Below are 17859 nucleotides of genomic sequence, written 5' to 3'. Positions count from 1 at the left end.
TTAGTCCGTCCCCAAATACGCATCAATCACTCGTGGATCAGCCACCACATCGCGTGGCTTACCTTCAGCAATTAAGTTGCCACTTGCCAGCACCAACACATGATCTGATAGCTCTATGATGGCCTCCATAATGTGTTCCACCATCAAGATAGATACCCCAGTGTCAGTCAGTGATCGTAAAAACGTGATCATCTCGTGCAAGGCCGGAGGATTTAACCCTGCCATGATTTCATCCAGAAACAGCACCTTAGGCTGCGTGGCCAAAGCTTTGGCCAACTCCAGCCTACGTAATCTGGCGAGATTAAGATCAGAAGCAGGTTGATAAGCCCTGTCTGCCAGCCCTACTTTTTGCAGGGCCTCCATCGCGATATCTTCTGCCTCACTACGTTTGGAAGCTCGTAAAAAAGCTGCTACCAATACGTTTTCTAAAACAGTCAGCTCCTCGAAGGGACGCTCAGTTTGAAAGGTACGCCCCATACCTAAAGCAGTACGCTTATAGGGTGGCAAATGCGTGACTTCGGTTTGGTAATAGTGCACCTTTCCCTCTGCCACCGGAACAAACCCCGTGATGGCATTGAACAAGGTAGTTTTGCCTGCACCATTAGGGCCTATTAGCCCTAGTACTCCGCCTTCGGGCAAATGCAGACTGACATTATTGACAGCAACCACACCGCCAAAACGCACCGTAATATTTTCAGCTTTGAGTGCGGCGTGCATAACCCCTCCGAACCATGTTACGTACCAACTCACCCAACAAACCGCGTGGGAAAAACAGAATTACTAAGAGAATTAATAAGCCATACACCAACATATTGGCGTGAGCAAAGGTTGTACGGAAAATTTCACCCGAGACTATCAACAGCACAGCACCTACTGCCGGCCCCCAAATCGTGCCACGCCCACCAATAATGGCGGTTAGCGCAATCTGTATGGACATCAGCAAGCCGAACATCACATGCGGTTCCATAAAGGACAAGAAAATGCCGTAAATGCAACCACCCAATGCCGTCAACATGGCCGACACCATGAATGCTCTCAGCTTCACTTTGGTTGGATTAATACCTGCAGCCATAGCAGATTGTTCATCCTCACGTATCGCCCGTAGTTCATAGCCAAATTTCCTACGAGAAATCACCATCACAGTGAGGATACACAGCCCGGCAAACAGCAATGCCATGTAGTACTGGTTCCATTTATCAAACAAGTCCAACCCAAAAGGTTCTGGTAACTCGCTAATAAACACACCGGTTGCACCGCCTGTCAGCCACGTTTCATTGATAGCAATGAGACGTAAGGTTTCAGCAATCGCAATGGTAGACAACGTGAAATATGGGCCACTTAAACGAAACGTCAAACGCCCCCAGGCATAGGCCAACACAGCAGAAAACGCCATCGCCAGCAGCACGCACAACCACAATGGCAAGTGATAGTGTTCAATACCTACGGCCACCACATAAGCGCCTATACCGACGAAACTCACGTGCCCCAAACTAACCTGCCCTGCCCAACCTCCTAACAAATCCCACGCTGTTGCCCAGCCTATGAAAAGAAAAATACTGATGGCTACCGTTAAGTACACGGGAGACACCACGGGATAGAGCGCAGCCAGAATCATGAGGCCGGCTAAAATTAAGTAGTGCTTTTTCATACTCGCTTCACCGACTTTCCAAAGAGCCCTTCGGGTTTAAACAGCAATACCGCCAGGAACACAATCAACCCGTATACATCTCTGTATTCAGAAGACAGGTACGAAGCACCTAAAATTTCTACAATACCTAGCACCAAACCACCAGCGATGGCAGCACCTATATTGCCCAGGCCACCTAACACCGTGACCACAAAAGCCTTAAGCGTAAACAGCGGGCCTGTGACAGTAGGCGTGGCATACAACATAGGAATCAGAGCAACACCAGCCGTTAAGGCCAGAGCCACACCCAAACCAAACACCACCGATTGCACCTTGCGGGTATCCACACCAACCAGCTCTGCTCCCAAGCGATTTTCAGCCGTGGCACGTATAGCCCTACCTAATTCGGTGTGATTCAACAATGCATACAAGCCTGCTGTCACCACTACCGTTGCTACACCTGCCAGCAACAACACCATAGACAAATTCACTGGACCAATGGGTAAGGTACTAGAGGCATAGCTCACATGAACAGATTGTGGGTCGCCTCCAAAAACCAGCAACAACAAGTTCGCAATCACCAACGACACACCCAGAGTTGCCAGCATGCTGGTCTCTGGTGGTGCATCAATAATGCGAGCCAGAATCACTTTTTGCACCAAGCTACCCAGCACAAAACCCAAAGGCAGCGCCACTACCAATGAGAAATACGGATCCCAACCTAGCAATCCACTCATCAACACGGCTACATACATACCCAATACAACAAAATCACCGTGGGCAAAGTTAATAACCCGCATCACACCAAAAATTAGCGTGAGCCCTATACCTATCAAGGCATACACCGAACCAATCAACACACCGTTGGAAAGGTTCTGCACCAAGGAAACCCAATCAAACATCTACAACTCCTCCGTCTGTACTACAGACAGAAATGGGAAACACTGTCTAGCAACAAGCCCCATGCGGGGCTTGTGTGTCATGACCTTAACGTTGGTCCCAAGCAGGAGTTGGGTATTGCGGAGCTTTAGCTGCCAAGTCCTCTGGGAACACGGTAACGTGTTTGCCGTCTTGGATCTGCAGGATCAAACTACGTATTGGGTTTTGGCCTTTGAATGGGCCCCAATCCTCAAATGTCACGCTTGTGACGGGAGTTTCCAGATTCGTTTCAGCTAACGCTTGGCGAATGTCTTCAGGGTCTTTGCTCTTCGCACGTTGCAGCGCATCTGCCGCTACACGCACAGCCAAATACCCTTCTGCTTCGTAAAAAGATGGCTCGCCATTTGCCTTAGCACGTAAGCGCTCTTCCAACTCGGCTGCGCCATCGTATTTCACGTCTTTACTCCAGCTGACAGTAGACACGACATAGTCTGCTAAATCACCCACTTGCTCGATGTAACTAGGCAAGGACGATGAAGTATCCAGCGAAATAATTTTGGCGTTTAGCCCCACCTCTTTCATCTGACGTGTAATGGCTACGCCATCTTCCGCATAAGAAACGATGTACAGAATGTCGGGGTTCGCTGATCTGAAGCGGTTCAAAATTGGTCTGAAATCAGTGGTACCTTGGTCGTAAGCTTGGGAAGCACTCAGGCTATAACCACGCTTTTCAATCTGACGCTTACCTTCCTCTGCCAGCGAGGTAGGCCATGCACCGTTACCGTGCAATATGGCGACATTCTTCAATCCTTCAGGGTCTTTGTCACGCAGGCTATCAAAAAAATCAAAGTAGGTATTCGCCACAATGGTGGAGTTATGCTTAGCGCGGAACACCCACGGTGAACCTGGGTTAGTAATGCTGTCATCCGCACTACCCAGCACAATCAATGGCATTTTTTGGCGTGTCATTAACCGTGCCATAGGGCCTGTAATGGAAGACGCATAAGAACCTATCACCAAAGGAATACCTTGGTTTTTCATGGACTCTACCGCGGCCAAAGCACTTTGTGCCTCAGAACGGTCATCCTGCACAACCAGCTCTAGCATCTCGCCGTTAATACCACCCGCCGCATTGATTTCTTCCAATGCCACATCCATACCGGTTTGATAGCGTTGCCCAAACGCTGAGAAAGCGCCAGAGGTACTGTTAATCACCCCCACTTTCACTTGAGCAAACACTGGCGTGGAAAAGCCCACTGCCGCCAACGATAGTGCTAACGCACCTATGCTTATCTTTTTTACTACTCGCATGCTGTCTCTCCACACTTTATTTTTTAATGTCATCCGCCATGACCATAAATGCAATGGCGTAAAAAATAATACAGAGTCGAGAACTGACACAGTAATCAGGGGCAATACCAATAGGTAATACTTTAGTCTTACGCTACAAAGAGCCTTCCGCCCCTACTCTGACTACGCAGGTTTCACATGACGGCATTAGCTCCCAACCCTCTTGAAAATATGTCACTAGAGCAATTTGCTCACGCCTTGCGTGCAGGCTCTATTCGATCTGAAGATGTTACGGCTCGCTATTTGGAGCGCATCAAAAAGCTAGACCCTAGCCTGCAGGCTTTTGAGTTTATTGATGCTGAAGGTGCGCTAGCCAGCGCTCGTGCGATGGATAGCCTATTGGCGGCAGGCACCGATCTAGGCCCGCTGATGGGGCTGCCTATTGCCATCAAAGATGTATTCACCATCAACGGATTCCCTGCCCCTAAAGCAGGTAGCAATGTGGACATCAGTCGCATGCGCTCTGAGGTTGAGGGCCCCTTTGTACAAGCGTTAAGAAAATCCGGCTGCGTGCTGCTAGGAAAAACCAAAACAGTGGAATTCTGCTTGGGTATTACAGGCGTATCCGAATCGCGTGGCACGCCACATAACCCATGGGATCTAGAACATCATCGCATTCCAGGTGGCTCCAGTTCAGGTTCTGCCGTAGCCGTAGCCTCTGGCATGTGTGCGTTCGCTATAGGTTCAGACTCGGGTGGTTCTGTACGTGTGCCTGCTGCCTTTAACGGTATCTTCGGCCTCAAAACCTCTTTTGGACTATGGCCTACCGAAGGCGTCGTAGCACTAGACCCACGCGTAGACACCATTGGCTTACTAGCCCGTAGCGCGGCAGATGCACAACTGGCTTTCCATACTATCTCGGCCCAATTGTTTGGCTATCGCTATAGCGCCAACACTACTGAGCCTTGCTTAGACCGCTTACGACTGGGTCAACCAGATCATCACTTCTTTGATGGTTTATCGGATGATGTAGCCAAAAGCTATCAGACTGCCGCCCACAAACTCAGCCAAGCAGGCTGCCGCATTGACGCCATCCAGATACCAGAGGCATCTGAACGTCAACACTATTTCCCGCTCACCATGCCTGCGTCGTTAATTGCCGCATTAGGAGCCGATTTCTTTGAGGCAAATAAGCAGCAGATTGACCCCGTTATCCGCACACGTATGGAAACAGGGCTACACAGCAAGGCTGCTGATTTCCTCGCTTTGGAAGCAAAACGCCAAGCTAGCATTGAACGCGTGAAAGAACGTTTTCACGGATTTGATGCATGGATCAGTCCAGTCACTACAGTGGCTGCACCGTTGATCAGTGAGTTTGATAATCCACAACAAGCACTAACGTTGGCATTGGGTATGACTCAAAACACCCAGCCATCGAACTACTTGGAGCAATGTGCAGTATCCATACCGCTTAAAGATCGTAGCGGTGCGCTACCTGTGGGATTGCAGTTGATGGCATCTGCTGGCAACGATGCGGAGATATTGGCGATTTCGTGCGCCATAGAAAAAAAATTGGGACTAGCTGATAGTCCCAATCTGCAAGCGCTAGCCTAAAACTACGTTACCCCGTCAGCCCATTTTAGGCATTGACGGGGTAATTGTTAGGCTTGTTCAGGTCGTCTAAACACCAACTTAGTGTCTGATGACAGCTCTGGCTGATACTCATAGCCTGCCGTATCAAAGCCTTTAAGGCCTTCTACCGTATTCACACTGTTATCAATGGCATAACGCATCATCAAACCACGTGCTTTTTTCGCATAAAAACTGATGATTTTCCACGCACCATTTTTTTGGTCTTGGAATACACACTGCACCACAGGCAAACCAGCGGCTTTAAGATCTACCGCTTTAAAGTACTCTTCCGAAGCCAAGTTCACCAATACCTTATCGCCAGAACCTTCTGCGGCTTGCTTAGCCAAATAACGACCAATGGTGTCGCCCCAGAATGCATACAAATTGGCGCCTTGTGGGTTCTGTAAACGCGTACCCATTTCCAATCGGTAAGGCTGCATTAGGTCTAGTGGGCGCAACGCACCATACAACCCACTTAATAACAACAGATGCTGTTGTGCCCATTCTAACTGCTTGTCAGAAAGCTCATCAGCACGCAAGCCTTCATACACATCGCCATTGAACGCCAAGATCGCTTGTCTGGCATTTTGCAACGTAAATGTAGGCTCCCACTGGGCATAGCGCTCGGCATTTAAGTGGGCCAAATCTTTGCTAATGCTCATCAAGTTCGCGATATCTTCCTCGCTTTTGCCACGCATGATCTCAATCAGTTCTTTAGCTTGTGGCACAAACATAGGTTGTGTGTGCAACGTGGTACGAACAGGTGAGTCATAGTCCAGCTTTTTTGCTGGAGAAAGTACAAACAACATAAATATCTCTCACAAAAACTTAACGGGCTGTCCAACCACCGTCCAACGTCAGTGTAGTACCTGTCATTTGGTCTGCTGCATCCGTACACAAAAATACGGCGGCACCTGCCAATTGCTCCGGCGTCACAAACTGCAAGGATGGCTGTTTCTCGGCTAACAATGCTTTAGCTGCCGTTTCAATATCGGTTTGATTCGCTTTAGCCAAGGCTTCAATTTGCTTTTCCACCAATGGGGTACGTACCCAGCCTGGGCAAATGGCATTACACGTAATCCCTTTACCTGCGTTTTCTAACGCGATGACTTTGCTTAAACCAACCACACCATGCTTAGCTGCTACATAAGCGGATTTGTGCACAGAGGCCACTAAGCCGTGCGCAGAAGCGATATTAATGATGCGCCCCCAGCCTTTTGCTTGCATTGCAGGCAACGCCGCTGCACTGGTATGGAACACCGCAGACAAGTTCAATCCGATAATGGCATCCCAACGCTCTACAGGAAACTCTTCTACCGCATCGGTATGTTGGATACCTGCGTTATTCACCAGAATATCTACACTACCCATTTGCGCTTGCGCCTCGTTGATCAACTCACGCGCGCCTTCAGCTGTGCTCAAATCGGCTGGCAAGTAAATGGCTTTCACATCGCTTTGCAGTTCTATGTTGATGCGTAGCTTTTCAATGGCTGCTTTATCACCAAAGCCATTCAGCACTATGTTGGCCCCTTGTGCCGCCAGCCCTTGCGCTATAGCCAACCCAATGCCACTGGTTGACCCTGTCACCACAGCCGTTTTTCCACTTAACATACGTGCTCCTTTACGCGTTCAAAATCCTATACATATCTCAGAATTCTACACATAAATCCCAACTCTCTGTTTTGCGCCTCCAAGAATACGTCCACATTAAGTGGCCTATCGCGACGTTCGCTATCAAATCGCTCTAAAGATAGGCTTCTACCTACTGCTTACACCCTATTTCCATGCTGAGATGCTGCAGCCTCTACCATCTCAATAAGTCAGCTTCACACAAGTAGCCAAATGCGTAAAAGCCTGCTAGAATTCTTTTCTTGTCTTAGGATACCAGCGGGCAGGTGGCAGAGTGGTCGAATGCGCCGGACTCGAAATTCGGTATACGTGCAAACGTATCGTGAGTTCGAATCTCACCCTGCCCGCCAAGACATAGCAGTACTAAAAAACACCCCAAAATTGATGAATGTCAGTTTTGGGGTGTTTTTTATTGTGCTTGTCTCTTGAGCGATGCCGTCCCCCACCTACAGCCCTCAATAACTATGCCTAGCGCTCATCCATAGAAGCGGTGGGGCTAGACTATCCGCACACCTCCTACTCTCTTGTGTACTACTGCAAAAAAACAGCAGTATTCATCTCGCCTTCTCGCGAATACTGCACGTTTTATGACTCTACCATTACAATTCTTAATCAGAGAAATCAGAGTGGGCCATATAAAACCATAGGCCTGGCAAATACTATATGTAGTCAATAACAATAATGCCCCTATTACCTAAAATATCTTATACAAAACTATTCTTTTCAGTTATTGCATTAGTTTTATTGTTCTTCACCTCTAAACTGATGCTTTCAGGTGCTGGGCTAGACACCAAGGGAAGAAGCGTCTTTCTATTGATGTCCTTGATTGTTATCTTAAACTCATCCAAGAAATCTTTCTGGTTTCTGGTATTCCCTGCAGCATTGATACATGCTCTTTATGCGCCAATAGGCTTAATTTTTGGCCCCGTTTCATATCAATACGCTGCATCCATATTTTCTACCGATCTGATAGAAACATCCGAGTTTTTTAGTCAGATTCCTCTGAAGAACTTTCTGTATCCTCCACTTATTATTGGAGGAATCTTACTCTTTAGATTTTTAACTACTAAATTTTGCATAGATTTCTATAAGAACAAAACACTGCTGTGCATTATTATTATCTTTGCCATGCTGAGGCAAACTCCGTTGCAATTCATTAGTTCTATAGTGGAGTCGTCAGCAAAAGTAAAAAGTGAGTTATCAGAGTTAAGTAACTTCAGTTTAGAAAATGCATGGCCAGAGTCTGTACTAAAAGACTCCGCGTTTGATAACTACATTCTGGTCATAGGCGAAAGCGCCAGACGCGACTACCTTCACGCCTACGGCTACCCCATTAGCAACACCCCATTCATGAGCAATGCTAATGGCACGCTTGTTAGTGGTTTAACTGCTGGCGGCCCAAATACCGTCAGCTCGCTACGCCTTATGCTCACACACCCAGACACTGATCACTGGGAACCTAACTATGGGCTTAATATTATTGATCTGGCTAAGTCGGCTGGCATAAAAACCTATTGGATTTCTAACCAGCCCTACATTGGTGAGTTCGATACACCTATTTCAGCCATTGCTAAACGCAGCGATTCTACCTTCTTCACTAAGTACTCTGGCATGGTGCAAAAACCCACCAGTGACTTTGACTTACTCGCTGAGGTAGCCAAGGTTGTCACGCAAAACCCAAACGAGAAAAAACTGATTGTGGTGCACCTTTATGGCTCACACCCTAAAGCATGCGAGCGCATTAGCGATTACAGGAAGATTACCACCACAGAAAGTAATAGGTATGAGCACATCAATTGCTATATCTCATCCATGCACAAAACCGATGACATTTTGCAATCCATCAACAACCTAATGGAAACCGAGTACTCCATTCACCATGCTACGTACTCCATGCTCTACTTCTCTGACCACGGCTTATCTCATGAGGAACGCAAAAAAGACAGCGGGATTCTATTGGTCAGCAGCATAGGTAATAGAGAAGACTATGACATTCCATTATTTGTGACCTCATCCAATGATCTAGAAAGACGCGAATGCAGCGCCTTTAAATCAGGCTTGAATTTCGTGAATGGATTAGCCAATTGGATGGGAATAGAAAATAGTCGCTTATCGTCTAGCTATAGTTTGTTTGATTGTGTAGATGACCCGGATAACTATGGTTTACAAAACAGGCTGACCACGCCATCTCGCTCGCCTGACCCTGCTATAGATATACGGGATAAATAAACTCACCCTAGATAGGCTGGCTAGGGTTTTGCAATCAACAAGCGCAACCCCAACGCTACAAACACACCACCAGCCAGCCTATCCAACCATACTCCTGCACGTGGGCGTCGATTTAACCATTGCCCCACGCTACCAGCAAAAAAACCTAGCGCGACAAATAGCACAACGGATTGCATCGTAAAGATAATCCCTAGCACAGCCATTTGTAGACTGACGCTACCTTGCTGTGACTGCACAAACTGCGGCAAGAACGCCAGAAAAAACATAATCACCTTGGGGTTGATCGCATTTGCCACCAAGCCTTTAATAAATAACCCCTGCATCGATGGTTGCACATCAGCCGCTACAGCACGCACCTGCCCACTGCTACGCAACGCCTGTATACCTAGCCACAGCAAGTACAAGCCCCCAGCAATTTTTAAAATCGTAAATGCTGTAGGTGAGGCCATGATCAGCGCACTCACCCCTAGTACCGCTAACACAGTATGGCTAATGCACCCCAGCGCACAGCCTAAGCCGAATATCATTCCATAGCGTCGCCCTTTAGACATACCCACGCCCAGTACCATTAAATTATCAGGGCCAGGGGATGCCGTCACCGCTACAGCAGTTAGCAGAAATGCCCAGAACTGGTCTACGGAAAGTGGCATGAAACCATCCTTGAAAAATCAACCCTGAAACAGGATAAGAAAGCATAGGCATCACTGTAAGACCTGTTCCTCCTAGCTGTCCATAAGCAACTACGCAATGACCTAGGGGCATCATTAAGTGGGATAAAAACTCCTTACTCTATCGCTACAGCCAGATTCAATGCGTGTAAAATGACACATAAGCTCAATATTGCAGCGTTTGGAAACGATGATGACTTTCCTTTCGGCTGCTCTCTTTTTTAGTGGCTAATGGACTAATTACTTCATGAAAAAAGAAACCATCGTAATCGGTGCTGGCATGGTGGGTACATCCATCGCGTGGCACTTGAACCAACGTGGCCATGCCGTAACTCTGGTAGACCGTAAAGCACCTGGCGAAGAAACCTCTTATGGCAATGCTGGGCTAATTCAGCGTGAAGCTATTTATCCCCATAGCTTTCCTCGCGAGCTTTCCGAAATTCTGCGTATCCTGCCTAACCAAAGCACCGACATACGTTATAGACCCGGCGCGATGCTGCACTACGCCAGCCCGCTAATGCAATATTGGAAGAACTCTGCCCCAGAGCGCTTTGAGAAAATCGTTAAAGAGTGGGCAACATTGATTGAGCATTGCACCACCGAGCACGAACGCATGTTCACTGCTGCGGGTGCAGAAAACTTAGTACGTAAAGTAGGTTGGATTCAAACTCACCGTAGCCATAAAAGCTGGCAAGAAGGTTTGCATGCTGCTGAAAAAGCCAAACACCACGGTGTTGAATTCAAATCTTTAGATCGTGAAGCACTGCAAGCTGAAGAACCTAGCCTGAACGCCTCGGTGTATGCCGGTGCTATTCATTGGCTGAACTCATGGCAAGTAATTAACCCCAGCGCACTGGTCAAAGCCTACGCTAAAAACTTTACGGACAATGGCGGCACGCTGCAACAAAGCGAAATCCAAGCCATTCGCCGTGAAGGCGATGAATGGGTAGTGTCTACCTCTGACGGTACGCTGCGCGCTGCAAACTTAGTTGTGGCTGCTGGCCCGTGGTCTGCTCAACTGTTGCAACCTTTGGGCTATAACTTCCCATTGTTCCCGTTGCGCGGCCATCACCGTCACTACAAACTGGCGGAAGGTGCAGTGTTGAATCACAGCGTTATCGACAATGACAAAGGCTTTGTGCTGGGTCCTATGCAAGCCGGTGTACGTCTGACTACAGGCGCTGAGTTTGCACTCATGACTGACCCCGTGCGCACAGACCAAATCACTGAAGACGAAAAACTGGCACGTGAGATTATGCCTGCACTGCGCGAAGGCATTGAGCCACAACCATGGTTTGGCTCTAGACCTTGCATGCCAGACATGAAACCAGTAATTGGCTCTGCTCATGCGCACCAACAATTGTGGTTGGCATTCGGCCATGCACACCAAGGCTTCACCTTGGGACCAGCAACTGGCAGGTTAGTCGCTGAAATGATGGAAGGCGACACACCTTACATTGATCCTCAGCCTTTCCGCTCTGATCGATTTGCGTAATATCAACGATTGTGCACACAAAAAAGACCCGCCTCCAGCGGGTCTTTTTTTATTAAGGGAAAACCTGAATATTCAGCATACATATCAGGTATATAGTAGTTTTAACGGTCCTGTATAAATACTGATCAGTCCATGCCTATACCTTACTTCTTATAGGAGGTTGTCATGTATATCCGCACTCTACAATGGTCAATGGATATCAACGGTGATGGGAAATTCAGCATGTGGGAGATTTGGGAAACCTTACGTTGGGCTTTCCAACTTCCCGGCAATTTGATCTTGGAGGCCATAGGCCAGTTTCCTGCGCTAGCCACACTACTACATGTGCAAGCATCAGCGAGCACAGGTTACGCCAGCCTAAATACCGTACCTACCAAGGTTCTCACCTTACTGTTTTGGATCTGTCTGTTTTTATGGCTAGTATCGCGCGGCAACAAGCCTGCAGCCCAAGCCAAACCTCGTACGCTGCTACTTCCTTTACCTAAAGACTATCCAGTCACCATGAAGTAAGCACGTAAAAAAACCAGGCTAAGCCTGGTTTTTTTATTGCTGCCTTACCTACCACCCACTAACCTACAAAATCATTGTGAGCGAGATAAGCCAAAGGCTGCTATGACAAAGCAGCCTATTTTACTTAGGCTGATGCCAAGACCTCTGCACCACCCATGTATGGGCGCAGCGCTTCTGGTACACGCAATGAGCCGTCTTCTTGCTGGTAATTTTCCAAAATAGCCACCAATGCACGACCAACCGCCAAACCGGAGCCGTTCAGTGTATGCACGTACTCTGGTCTGCCTTTGTCTTGACGGAAACGGGCTTGCAAACGACGGGCTTGGAAAGCTTCACAGTTAGACACTGAGGAAATTTCACGCCATGTATTTTGTGCTGGCAACCAAACTTCTAAGTCGTAGGTCTTAGCAGCGGAAAAGCCCATATCACCGGTACACAACGCTACAACACGGTATGCCAAACCCAGACGTTGCAGAATAGTTTCTGCATGGCCACGCATGGCTTCCAGCGCTTCGTACGAATGCTCAGGATGCACCACTTGCACCATTTCCACTTTATCAAACTGGTGTTGGCGAATAATGCCGCGCATATCTCTACCGCCACTACCTGCTTCAGAACGGAAGCATGGTGTGTGAGCTGTCAACTTCACTGGCAAATCTTGTTCGTTCAGAATTTCATCACGTACCGAACCGGTCAGTGTAATTTCAGACGTAGAGATCAAGTACAAATCTTCTGCCGAGTTTTCTTCGTCATCGCTCTCTTGGCCACCTTTAGTAACCCAGAACATGTCGTCTTTGAACTTAGGCAATTGGCCTGTACCGTACAACGTGGAACCGTTCACGATGTATGGTGTATAGCACTCGGTGTAGCCATGCTCTTGTGTTTGCACATCCAGCATGAATTGCGCCAAGGCACGGTGCAAGCGGGCAATATTACCGCGCAGCATCATGAAGCGTGCACCAGACAACTTACGGGCAGACTCAAAGTCCAGACCGATGCGCTCACCGATTTCTACGTGATCTTTAGCAGGAAAAGCGAAAGGCGCAGGAATAGCATCTGGTGCGGAATTACCGGGCACCCAACGGCTAACCTCTACGTTTTGCTCTTCGGACTCACCCACAGGTGTGCTGCTATGTGGCAAGTTAGGAATGCTTTCCAACCAACCAGTTAGCTCAGACTGCACAGCAGCCAATTGTTGCTCTAACTCTTGCAGCTTTTGTGGAATCTGTTTGGATTCTTCCATCACGGCGGAAGCATCTTCACCCTTAGCTTTCAACTGGCCTATTTGTTTAGCCAATGCATTGCGACGTGCTTGCAAAGACTCTGTTTCCACCTGTACGGATTTACGTTTGGCTTCTAAGCCATTAAAACGGTCTGTATCAAAGGCTACACCACGCGTTGCCAAAGCAGCGACAACAGCGGGTAGGTCTTTACGCAATAAGGTGATATCTAACATGGGTGAAGAAGTACCATTAAAAAATTCGTTGGCTACATTGTAGCGAATTTATTTGTTTTTTTTCTGACGCGCTTCGGCGTCCCACGCTTTTAGCTGTGCCAGTTTTTGACCAATTTTGATTTCCAAACCTCGGTCTGTTGGCTGATAAAAGCGTGGCTGCATACCATCTGGGAAATAACGCTCGCCCGCAGCATAACCATTAGGCTCATCGTGTGCATACCTGTACTCGCTACCATGCCCTAACTCTTTCATGAGCTTCGTAGGGGCATTACGCAAATGCATAGGTACTGGTGCACTGCCTTTATCCATCACAAAGCGACGGGCTTGGTTATAGGCCATATAGCCCGCATTGCTCTTTGGTGCAATCGCCAGATACAACAGCGCTTGTGCTAACGCTAACTCACCCTCTGGTGAGCCTAAACGTTCATAGGTAGCCGCCGCATCATTCGCTATCTGCATGGCTCGTGGGTCAGCCAAGCCTATGTCTTCCCACGCAATACGCACAATACGACGCGACAAGTATTTAGGGTCTACGCCACCATCCAGCATGCGACAGAACCAATACAACGACGCATCGGGGTCCGAGCCACGTACAGACTTATGCAACGCGCTAATCTGGTCGTAAAAAGCATCGCCACCTTTATCGAAACGTCGCAGGTTTTGCGACATAGCAGTTTCTAGCCATTCTTCATCGACGGCTAAACGCCCTGCTCCATTGGCAGACTCTGCCACTACTTCCATGGTGTTCAATAAGCGTCTGGCATCGCCATCCGCCCATGTGCACAGTTGCTCTCGGGCAGCTTCAGTAAAACTCAGTTGCCCGCCATAGCGCTCCTCTTCGTTCAACACGATGAGTGCTCTATCGAACAACGACTGCAAGTCTTCCAGCGCTAAGGACTGCAGCACATACACGCGAGCACGCGACAATAAGGCCGAGTTCACTTCAAACGATGGATTTTCGGTGGTAGCACCAATAAAGGTAAACAGCCCGCTTTCTACATACGGTAAGAAAGCATCTTGCTGAGACTTGTTAAAGCGATGCACCTCGTCCACAAACAGAATGGTACGGCGACCTTGGGCTTGTGCAACCTGTGCTTTGGTGACGGCCTCACGTATGTCTTTGACACCACCCAGGACGGCTGAAATCGCTAAGAACTGCGCATCAAAACCTTGCGCCATCATGCGTGCCAACGTGGTTTTTCCTACACCAGGAGGCCCCCAAAAAATCATGGAGTGTGGTCGGCCAGACTCAAAGGCCACGCGCAATGGCTTACCTGGCCCAACGAGGTCTTGCTGCCCTGCCACCTGATCTAAGGTGTTGGGACGCATACGTTCGGCTAACGGCGCATACACACTAGGTGCTGCGCCGCCGGATTCGGAAGAAAATAGATCTGTACTCATGTGCCTATTGCATCACGGCATACGTACCAGATCCACCCCTGCCGGTACCTCGAAATGAAAACGCTCTGCGGCAATGTTTTCTTGCGGCTGCAGAGTTTTCAAACTAATACGTGTGGTTTGACCAAAGGTGTCACGCAGTTCTAACTTGGCAGGCAAGTTATCTTTGAAACCTATATCCACATACTCAAAACCGGCATCTGATGTACGAGGCTGCGCACGCAACCATTGCATACCATCACGGTCGGCTAGATCAGTCAGGTTAAAGGCATCATCAATACGACGTGAACCAAACAGAATGGCAGCGGGTGATGTACCTATAGCATCATCTACCCCACGCTGCGTAACTTGCATTAGGTCTGGATCGTATTGGTACACAAACTGGCCATCAGACAACACCAACTGCTCGTAGGGGCGTAAAACCTCCCAACGGAATTGACCTTGCCTATGGAACGCAAATTCACCATCTTGAGTGGCTTGCGGCTCACCCTGTGCACCAAATACCTGCTGGCTAAATTCACCGGTAGCGGCTTGTACGTTTTTCACGAAAGAACGCAGTTGTATGCTGGCGGTCTCTGCCCACGCCATCGCACTTGCACTGCTTAATACTACCGCTACCATCAAAGATTTAATTGTCATCGTCATCCGCTGCGCCTCCTGTTGGCGCCAATATTTCACGATTACCGTTGGGTTGCATGGCAGACACCACACCCGCCATTTCCATCTGTTCTAACAAACGTGCGGCGCGGTTGTACCCAATGCGCAAATGACGTTGTACAGAAGAAATAGAGGCGCGGCGGTTTTTCAACACAATCGCCACGGCTTGATCATACAGGGGATCAGACTCGGCATCGACCATGCCAGTAATGGCATTTACACCATCGCCTGTTTCGCCTGGCTGTATGCCATCTAAGATGCCATCTTCGTAATTTGGTTCACCACCATGCTCTTTCAAATGATCCACCACACGGTGCACTTCATCATCATGCACAAAGGCACCGTGCACACGTACGGGCAAACCTGTACCCGGCGGCATGTACAACATATCGCCTTGGCCTAATAACGTTTCTGCACCCATTTGATCCAGAATAGTGCGCGAGTCTACACGCGACGATACTTGGAACGAAATACGGGTAGGAATATTGGCTTTAATCAAGCCAGTGATCACATCCACGCTAGGACGTTGAGTAGCCAAAATCAAGTGAATACCAGCTGCGCGTGCTTTTTGTGCCAAGCGGGCAATCAGTTCTTCGATTTTCTTACCGGCTACCATCATCAAGTCGGCTAACTCATCAATCACCACTACGATGAATGGCAAGGTGCTAAGTGGCTCTGGTGCGTCAGGTGTCAGCGAGAAAGGATTAGGAATAACCTCGTCTTTCTTTTGCGCTTCACGTATCTTGGCGTTAAAACCAGCCAAGTTACGTACACCCAATTTACTCATCAGACGGTAACGGCGCTCCATCTCGTTCACACACCAGTTCAGCGCATTAGCAGCCTGACGCATGTCTGTAACCACAGGTGCTAACAGGTGCGGGATACCTTCGTAAACGCTCATTTCCAGCATTTTGGGGTCAATCAGGATCAGTTTGACCTCATCTGCCGTTGCTTTATATAGCAAAGACAAAATCATGGCGTTAATCCCAACGGACTTACCTGAGCCTGTAGTACCTGCCACCAGCAAGTGCGGCATTCTCGCCAGATCAGCCACGACTGGATTACCGGCAATATCTTTACCCAACACCATCGTCAGCAACGATGCGCTGTTGTGGTAAGTTTGCGAACCAATGATTTCTTCTAAACGCACCATTTGGCGTTTAGGATTAGGCAGCTCCAGCCCCATCAGGTTCTTGCCAGGGATGGTTTCCACCACACGGATATTCACAAGGCTGAGTGAACGGGCCAAGTCTTTGCCCAGATTCACGATCTGACTGCCTTTCACACCGGTGGCTGGCTCAATTTCATAGCGCGTAATCACAGGGCCTGACTGTGCACTGACCACTGTAACGGTCACACCAAAATCAGAAAGTTTTTTCTCGATTAAGCGCGAGGTGTATTCCAAGGTTTCGGCAGAAACTGTTTCTTGGTTTTCATCAGCAGGGTCTAGCAAACTAACTTCAGGCAAGACACCATCACCGCTGCTAGTACCCGTTGCTTTAGGCACAGGCGCTACAAACAGTTTTTGCTGTTTTTCTTGCTGTACACGCTCAGATTTAGGCACTGAAGTAATAGCGGGTTCAATACGTACAGGCGTATCGTGCACCAGTTTTTCTTGCTTGGTCGCTACGGACTCTTTACGCTCAGCGCTTTTCACTTCGCCCATACGACGGTCTTCGCGAGCCGCTTTGAACTCTAACAAACGGGTAAAAACTTTCTCTACTACCCAACCTACTTTCTCGGCCACATGTAGCCATGAGAAGCCTAGGAACAAGCTAGAGCCTACTAAAATAGCGCCCAATAATAATAGCGTGGTGCCCGGGCTTCCTAGTGTCACCACTAAGAAATTCGCCAGCATCTGACCTATAGGTCCGCCAGCATTCGCAGGTAATTGTGCTATTTCACCCCATGCTTGGAAGTGCATGGCCTCAAATGCCATGCTGCCCAGTAGCAATAAAGTAAAACCCACACCTACTTCCCAACGCACTCGTGGTAGGGATTCTGGCGCTTTCACTTGTTGCGGCATCATCATGTGTGTCAATCGGTAAAATGCCACACCGATGCGTTGTACTAACAACACCACCCATAACCAAGCGCTAAAACCAAACAGGTAGTACAAGCCATCAGCCACATTCGCGCCAAAGGTACCACCTTTATTCTGTATCACGCCTGCGTGCACAGATTGCGACCAGCCGGGGTCCAGCGGACTCCACGTAGCTAGCACTAAGCCTAGCCAAGCGGCCAATAAGACAAAAACAATCCAACGCGCTTCACGCGCTAACGAAGTCAACCTCAGCTGTAATGGAGAGGGACCATTTCGTACGTTTTTGGATGAACGAGTAGAGGATGCGGGTAATCTTGCCATGGACTCATTATAATTGGCTGGTTA

15 protein-coding genes and 1 tRNA gene are annotated in these 17859 nt (G+C 48.5%); 5 read left to right on the top strand and 11 right to left on the bottom strand.

The window, feature by feature from the left end; genetic code table 11:
* The 4 genes from ACLO87_RS04290 to ACLO87_RS04275 form a co-directional block, all read right to left on the bottom strand.
* Positions 1 to 717 (bottom strand): ABC transporter ATP-binding protein, encoded by a 717-nt coding sequence (locus ACLO87_RS04290; RefSeq protein WP_430222877.1) that lies wholly within the window; start codon positions 715 to 717, stop codon positions 1 to 3.
* Complete coding sequence (locus ACLO87_RS04285) at positions 695 to 1648, bottom strand: branched-chain amino acid ABC transporter permease (RefSeq protein ID WP_430222876.1); 954 nt, start codon at positions 1646 to 1648, stop codon at positions 695 to 697. The genes ACLO87_RS04290 and ACLO87_RS04285 overlap by 23 nt, the downstream gene beginning before the upstream one ends.
* Positions 1645 to 2529 (bottom strand): branched-chain amino acid ABC transporter permease, encoded by an 885-nt coding sequence (locus tag ACLO87_RS04280; protein WP_430222875.1) that lies wholly within the window; start codon positions 2527 to 2529, stop codon positions 1645 to 1647. The genes ACLO87_RS04285 and ACLO87_RS04280 overlap by 4 nt, the downstream gene beginning before the upstream one ends.
* Positions 2530 to 2614: 85 nt before the next feature.
* Positions 2615 to 3817, bottom strand: a complete 1203-nt coding sequence (locus tag ACLO87_RS04275) for an ABC transporter substrate-binding protein (protein WP_430222874.1) — start codon at positions 3815 to 3817, stop codon at positions 2615 to 2617.
* A gap of 177 nt (positions 3818 to 3994) precedes the next feature.
* Here ACLO87_RS04275 and ACLO87_RS04270 point away from each other — a divergent pair, with 177 nt between their 5' ends.
* Positions 3995 to 5410: an amidase gene (locus ACLO87_RS04270; protein ID WP_430222873.1), complete on the top strand. Its 1416-nt coding sequence runs from the start codon at positions 3995 to 3997 to the stop codon at positions 5408 to 5410.
* Between the two features lie 47 nt (positions 5411 to 5457).
* Here the strand turns inward: ACLO87_RS04270 and yaaA are convergent, their stop codons facing one another.
* Both yaaA and ACLO87_RS04260 read right to left on the bottom strand, forming a co-directional pair.
* On the bottom strand, positions 5458 to 6237 hold the full coding sequence (yaaA, locus tag ACLO87_RS04265; protein WP_430222872.1) for a peroxide stress protein YaaA: 780 nt from the start codon (positions 6235 to 6237) through the stop codon (positions 5458 to 5460).
* Positions 6238 to 6256: 19 nt separating this feature from the next.
* A complete protein-coding gene (locus tag ACLO87_RS04260) occupies positions 6257 to 7039 on the bottom strand; it encodes a 3-hydroxybutyrate dehydrogenase (RefSeq protein WP_135861481.1) in 783 nt (260 codons plus the stop codon).
* A gap of 278 nt (positions 7040 to 7317) precedes the next feature.
* Here ACLO87_RS04260 and ACLO87_RS04255 point away from each other — a divergent pair.
* Together ACLO87_RS04255 and ACLO87_RS04250 are read left to right on the top strand one after the other, a co-directional pair.
* Positions 7318 to 7407, top strand: a tRNA-Ser gene (locus ACLO87_RS04255).
* 778 nt (positions 7408 to 8185) lie between these two features.
* A complete protein-coding gene (locus tag ACLO87_RS04250) occupies positions 8186 to 9286 on the top strand; it encodes a phosphoethanolamine transferase (RefSeq protein ID WP_430222871.1) in 1101 nt (366 codons plus the stop codon).
* Between the two features lie 20 nt (positions 9287 to 9306).
* Here the strand turns inward: ACLO87_RS04250 and ACLO87_RS04245 are convergent, their stop codons facing one another.
* A complete protein-coding gene (locus ACLO87_RS04245) occupies positions 9307 to 9936 on the bottom strand; it encodes a LysE family translocator (RefSeq protein ID WP_430222870.1) in 630 nt (209 codons plus the stop codon).
* Positions 9937 to 10201: 265 nt separating this feature from the next.
* On the opposite strand from ACLO87_RS04245, the gene ACLO87_RS04240 reads away from it, so the two are divergent.
* Both ACLO87_RS04240 and ACLO87_RS04235 read left to right on the top strand, forming a co-directional pair.
* On the top strand, positions 10202 to 11449 hold the full coding sequence (locus tag ACLO87_RS04240; protein WP_430222869.1) for an NAD(P)/FAD-dependent oxidoreductase: 1248 nt from the start codon (positions 10202 to 10204) through the stop codon (positions 11447 to 11449).
* A 165-nt stretch (positions 11450 to 11614) separates the two neighbouring features.
* The gene (locus ACLO87_RS04235; RefSeq protein ID WP_135863408.1) at positions 11615 to 11959 is read left to right on the top strand and encodes a hypothetical protein; all 345 of its coding nucleotides are present in this window, start codon (positions 11615 to 11617) and stop codon (positions 11957 to 11959) included.
* Between the two features lie 124 nt (positions 11960 to 12083).
* Here the strand turns inward: ACLO87_RS04235 and serS are convergent, their stop codons facing one another.
* The 4 genes from serS to ACLO87_RS04215 are packed head-to-tail and all read right to left on the bottom strand — an operon-like array spanning position 12084 to position 17835.
* Positions 12084 to 13415 (bottom strand): serine--tRNA ligase, encoded by a 1332-nt coding sequence (serS, locus tag ACLO87_RS04230; RefSeq protein ID WP_135863407.1) that lies wholly within the window; start codon positions 13413 to 13415, stop codon positions 12084 to 12086.
* A gap of 48 nt (positions 13416 to 13463) precedes the next feature.
* A complete protein-coding gene (locus ACLO87_RS04225; protein WP_135863406.1) occupies positions 13464 to 14816 on the bottom strand; it encodes a replication-associated recombination protein A in 1353 nt (450 codons plus the stop codon).
* Positions 14817 to 14828: 12 nt separating this feature from the next.
* The gene (gene lolA / locus ACLO87_RS04220; protein WP_430222868.1) at positions 14829 to 15452 is read right to left on the bottom strand and encodes an outer membrane lipoprotein chaperone LolA; all 624 of its coding nucleotides are present in this window, start codon (positions 15450 to 15452) and stop codon (positions 14829 to 14831) included.
* Positions 15442 to 17835 carry a DNA translocase FtsK gene (locus tag ACLO87_RS04215; RefSeq protein WP_135863402.1) on the bottom strand — a complete coding sequence of 798 codons (2394 nt, stop codon included), beginning with the start codon at positions 17833 to 17835 and terminating at the stop codon, positions 15442 to 15444. Before ACLO87_RS04215 ends, lolA begins: the two co-directional genes overlap by 11 nt.
* Positions 17836 to 17859: the final 24 nt, after the last annotated feature.

It is taken from the genome of Paenalcaligenes sp. Me52, from assembly GCF_050487965.1.
Taxonomy (GTDB): domain Bacteria; phylum Pseudomonadota; class Gammaproteobacteria; order Burkholderiales; family Burkholderiaceae_B; genus Paenalcaligenes.
This window is presented reverse-complemented; position numbering and strand designations above follow the sequence as displayed.

What these genes read in the sequence shown, in the direction of transcription:
- ACLO87_RS04290 (WP_430222877.1), bottom strand. Translation starts at nt 717, where the DNA reads ATGCACGCCGCACTCAAAGCTGAAAATATTACGGTGCGTTTTGGCGGT.
- ACLO87_RS04285 (WP_430222876.1), bottom strand. Translation starts at nt 1,648, where the DNA reads ATGAAAAAGCACTACTTAATTTTAGCCGGCCTCATGATTCTGGCTGCG.
- ACLO87_RS04280 (WP_430222875.1), bottom strand. Translation starts at nt 2,529, where the DNA reads ATGTTTGATTGGGTTTCCTTGGTGCAGAACCTTTCCAACGGTGTGTTG.
- ACLO87_RS04275 (WP_430222874.1), bottom strand. Translation starts at nt 3,817, where the DNA reads ATGCGAGTAGTAAAAAAGATAAGCATAGGTGCGTTAGCACTATCGTTG.
- ACLO87_RS04270 (WP_430222873.1), top strand. Translation starts at nt 3,995, where the DNA reads ATGACGGCATTAGCTCCCAACCCTCTTGAAAATATGTCACTAGAGCAA.
- yaaA (WP_430222872.1), bottom strand. Translation starts at nt 6,237, where the DNA reads ATGTTGTTTGTACTTTCTCCAGCAAAAAAGCTGGACTATGACTCACCT.
- ACLO87_RS04260 (WP_135861481.1), bottom strand. Translation starts at nt 7,039, where the DNA reads ATGTTAAGTGGAAAAACGGCTGTGGTGACAGGGTCAACCAGTGGCATT.
- ACLO87_RS04250 (WP_430222871.1), top strand. Translation starts at nt 8,186, where the DNA reads ATGCTGAGGCAAACTCCGTTGCAATTCATTAGTTCTATAGTGGAGTCG.
- ACLO87_RS04245 (WP_430222870.1), bottom strand. Translation starts at nt 9,936, where the DNA reads ATGCCACTTTCCGTAGACCAGTTCTGGGCATTTCTGCTAACTGCTGTA.
- ACLO87_RS04240 (WP_430222869.1), top strand. Translation starts at nt 10,202, where the DNA reads ATGAAAAAAGAAACCATCGTAATCGGTGCTGGCATGGTGGGTACATCC.
- ACLO87_RS04235 (WP_135863408.1), top strand. Translation starts at nt 11,615, where the DNA reads ATGTATATCCGCACTCTACAATGGTCAATGGATATCAACGGTGATGGG.
- serS (WP_135863407.1), bottom strand. Translation starts at nt 13,415, where the DNA reads ATGTTAGATATCACCTTATTGCGTAAAGACCTACCCGCTGTTGTCGCT.
- ACLO87_RS04225 (WP_135863406.1), bottom strand. Translation starts at nt 14,816, where the DNA reads ATGAGTACAGATCTATTTTCTTCCGAATCCGGCGGCGCAGCACCTAGT.
- lolA (WP_430222868.1), bottom strand. Translation starts at nt 15,452, where the DNA reads ATGACAATTAAATCTTTGATGGTAGCGGTAGTATTAAGCAGTGCAAGT.
- ACLO87_RS04215 (WP_135863402.1), bottom strand. Translation starts at nt 17,835, where the DNA reads ATGGCAAGATTACCCGCATCCTCTACTCGTTCATCCAAAAACGTACGA.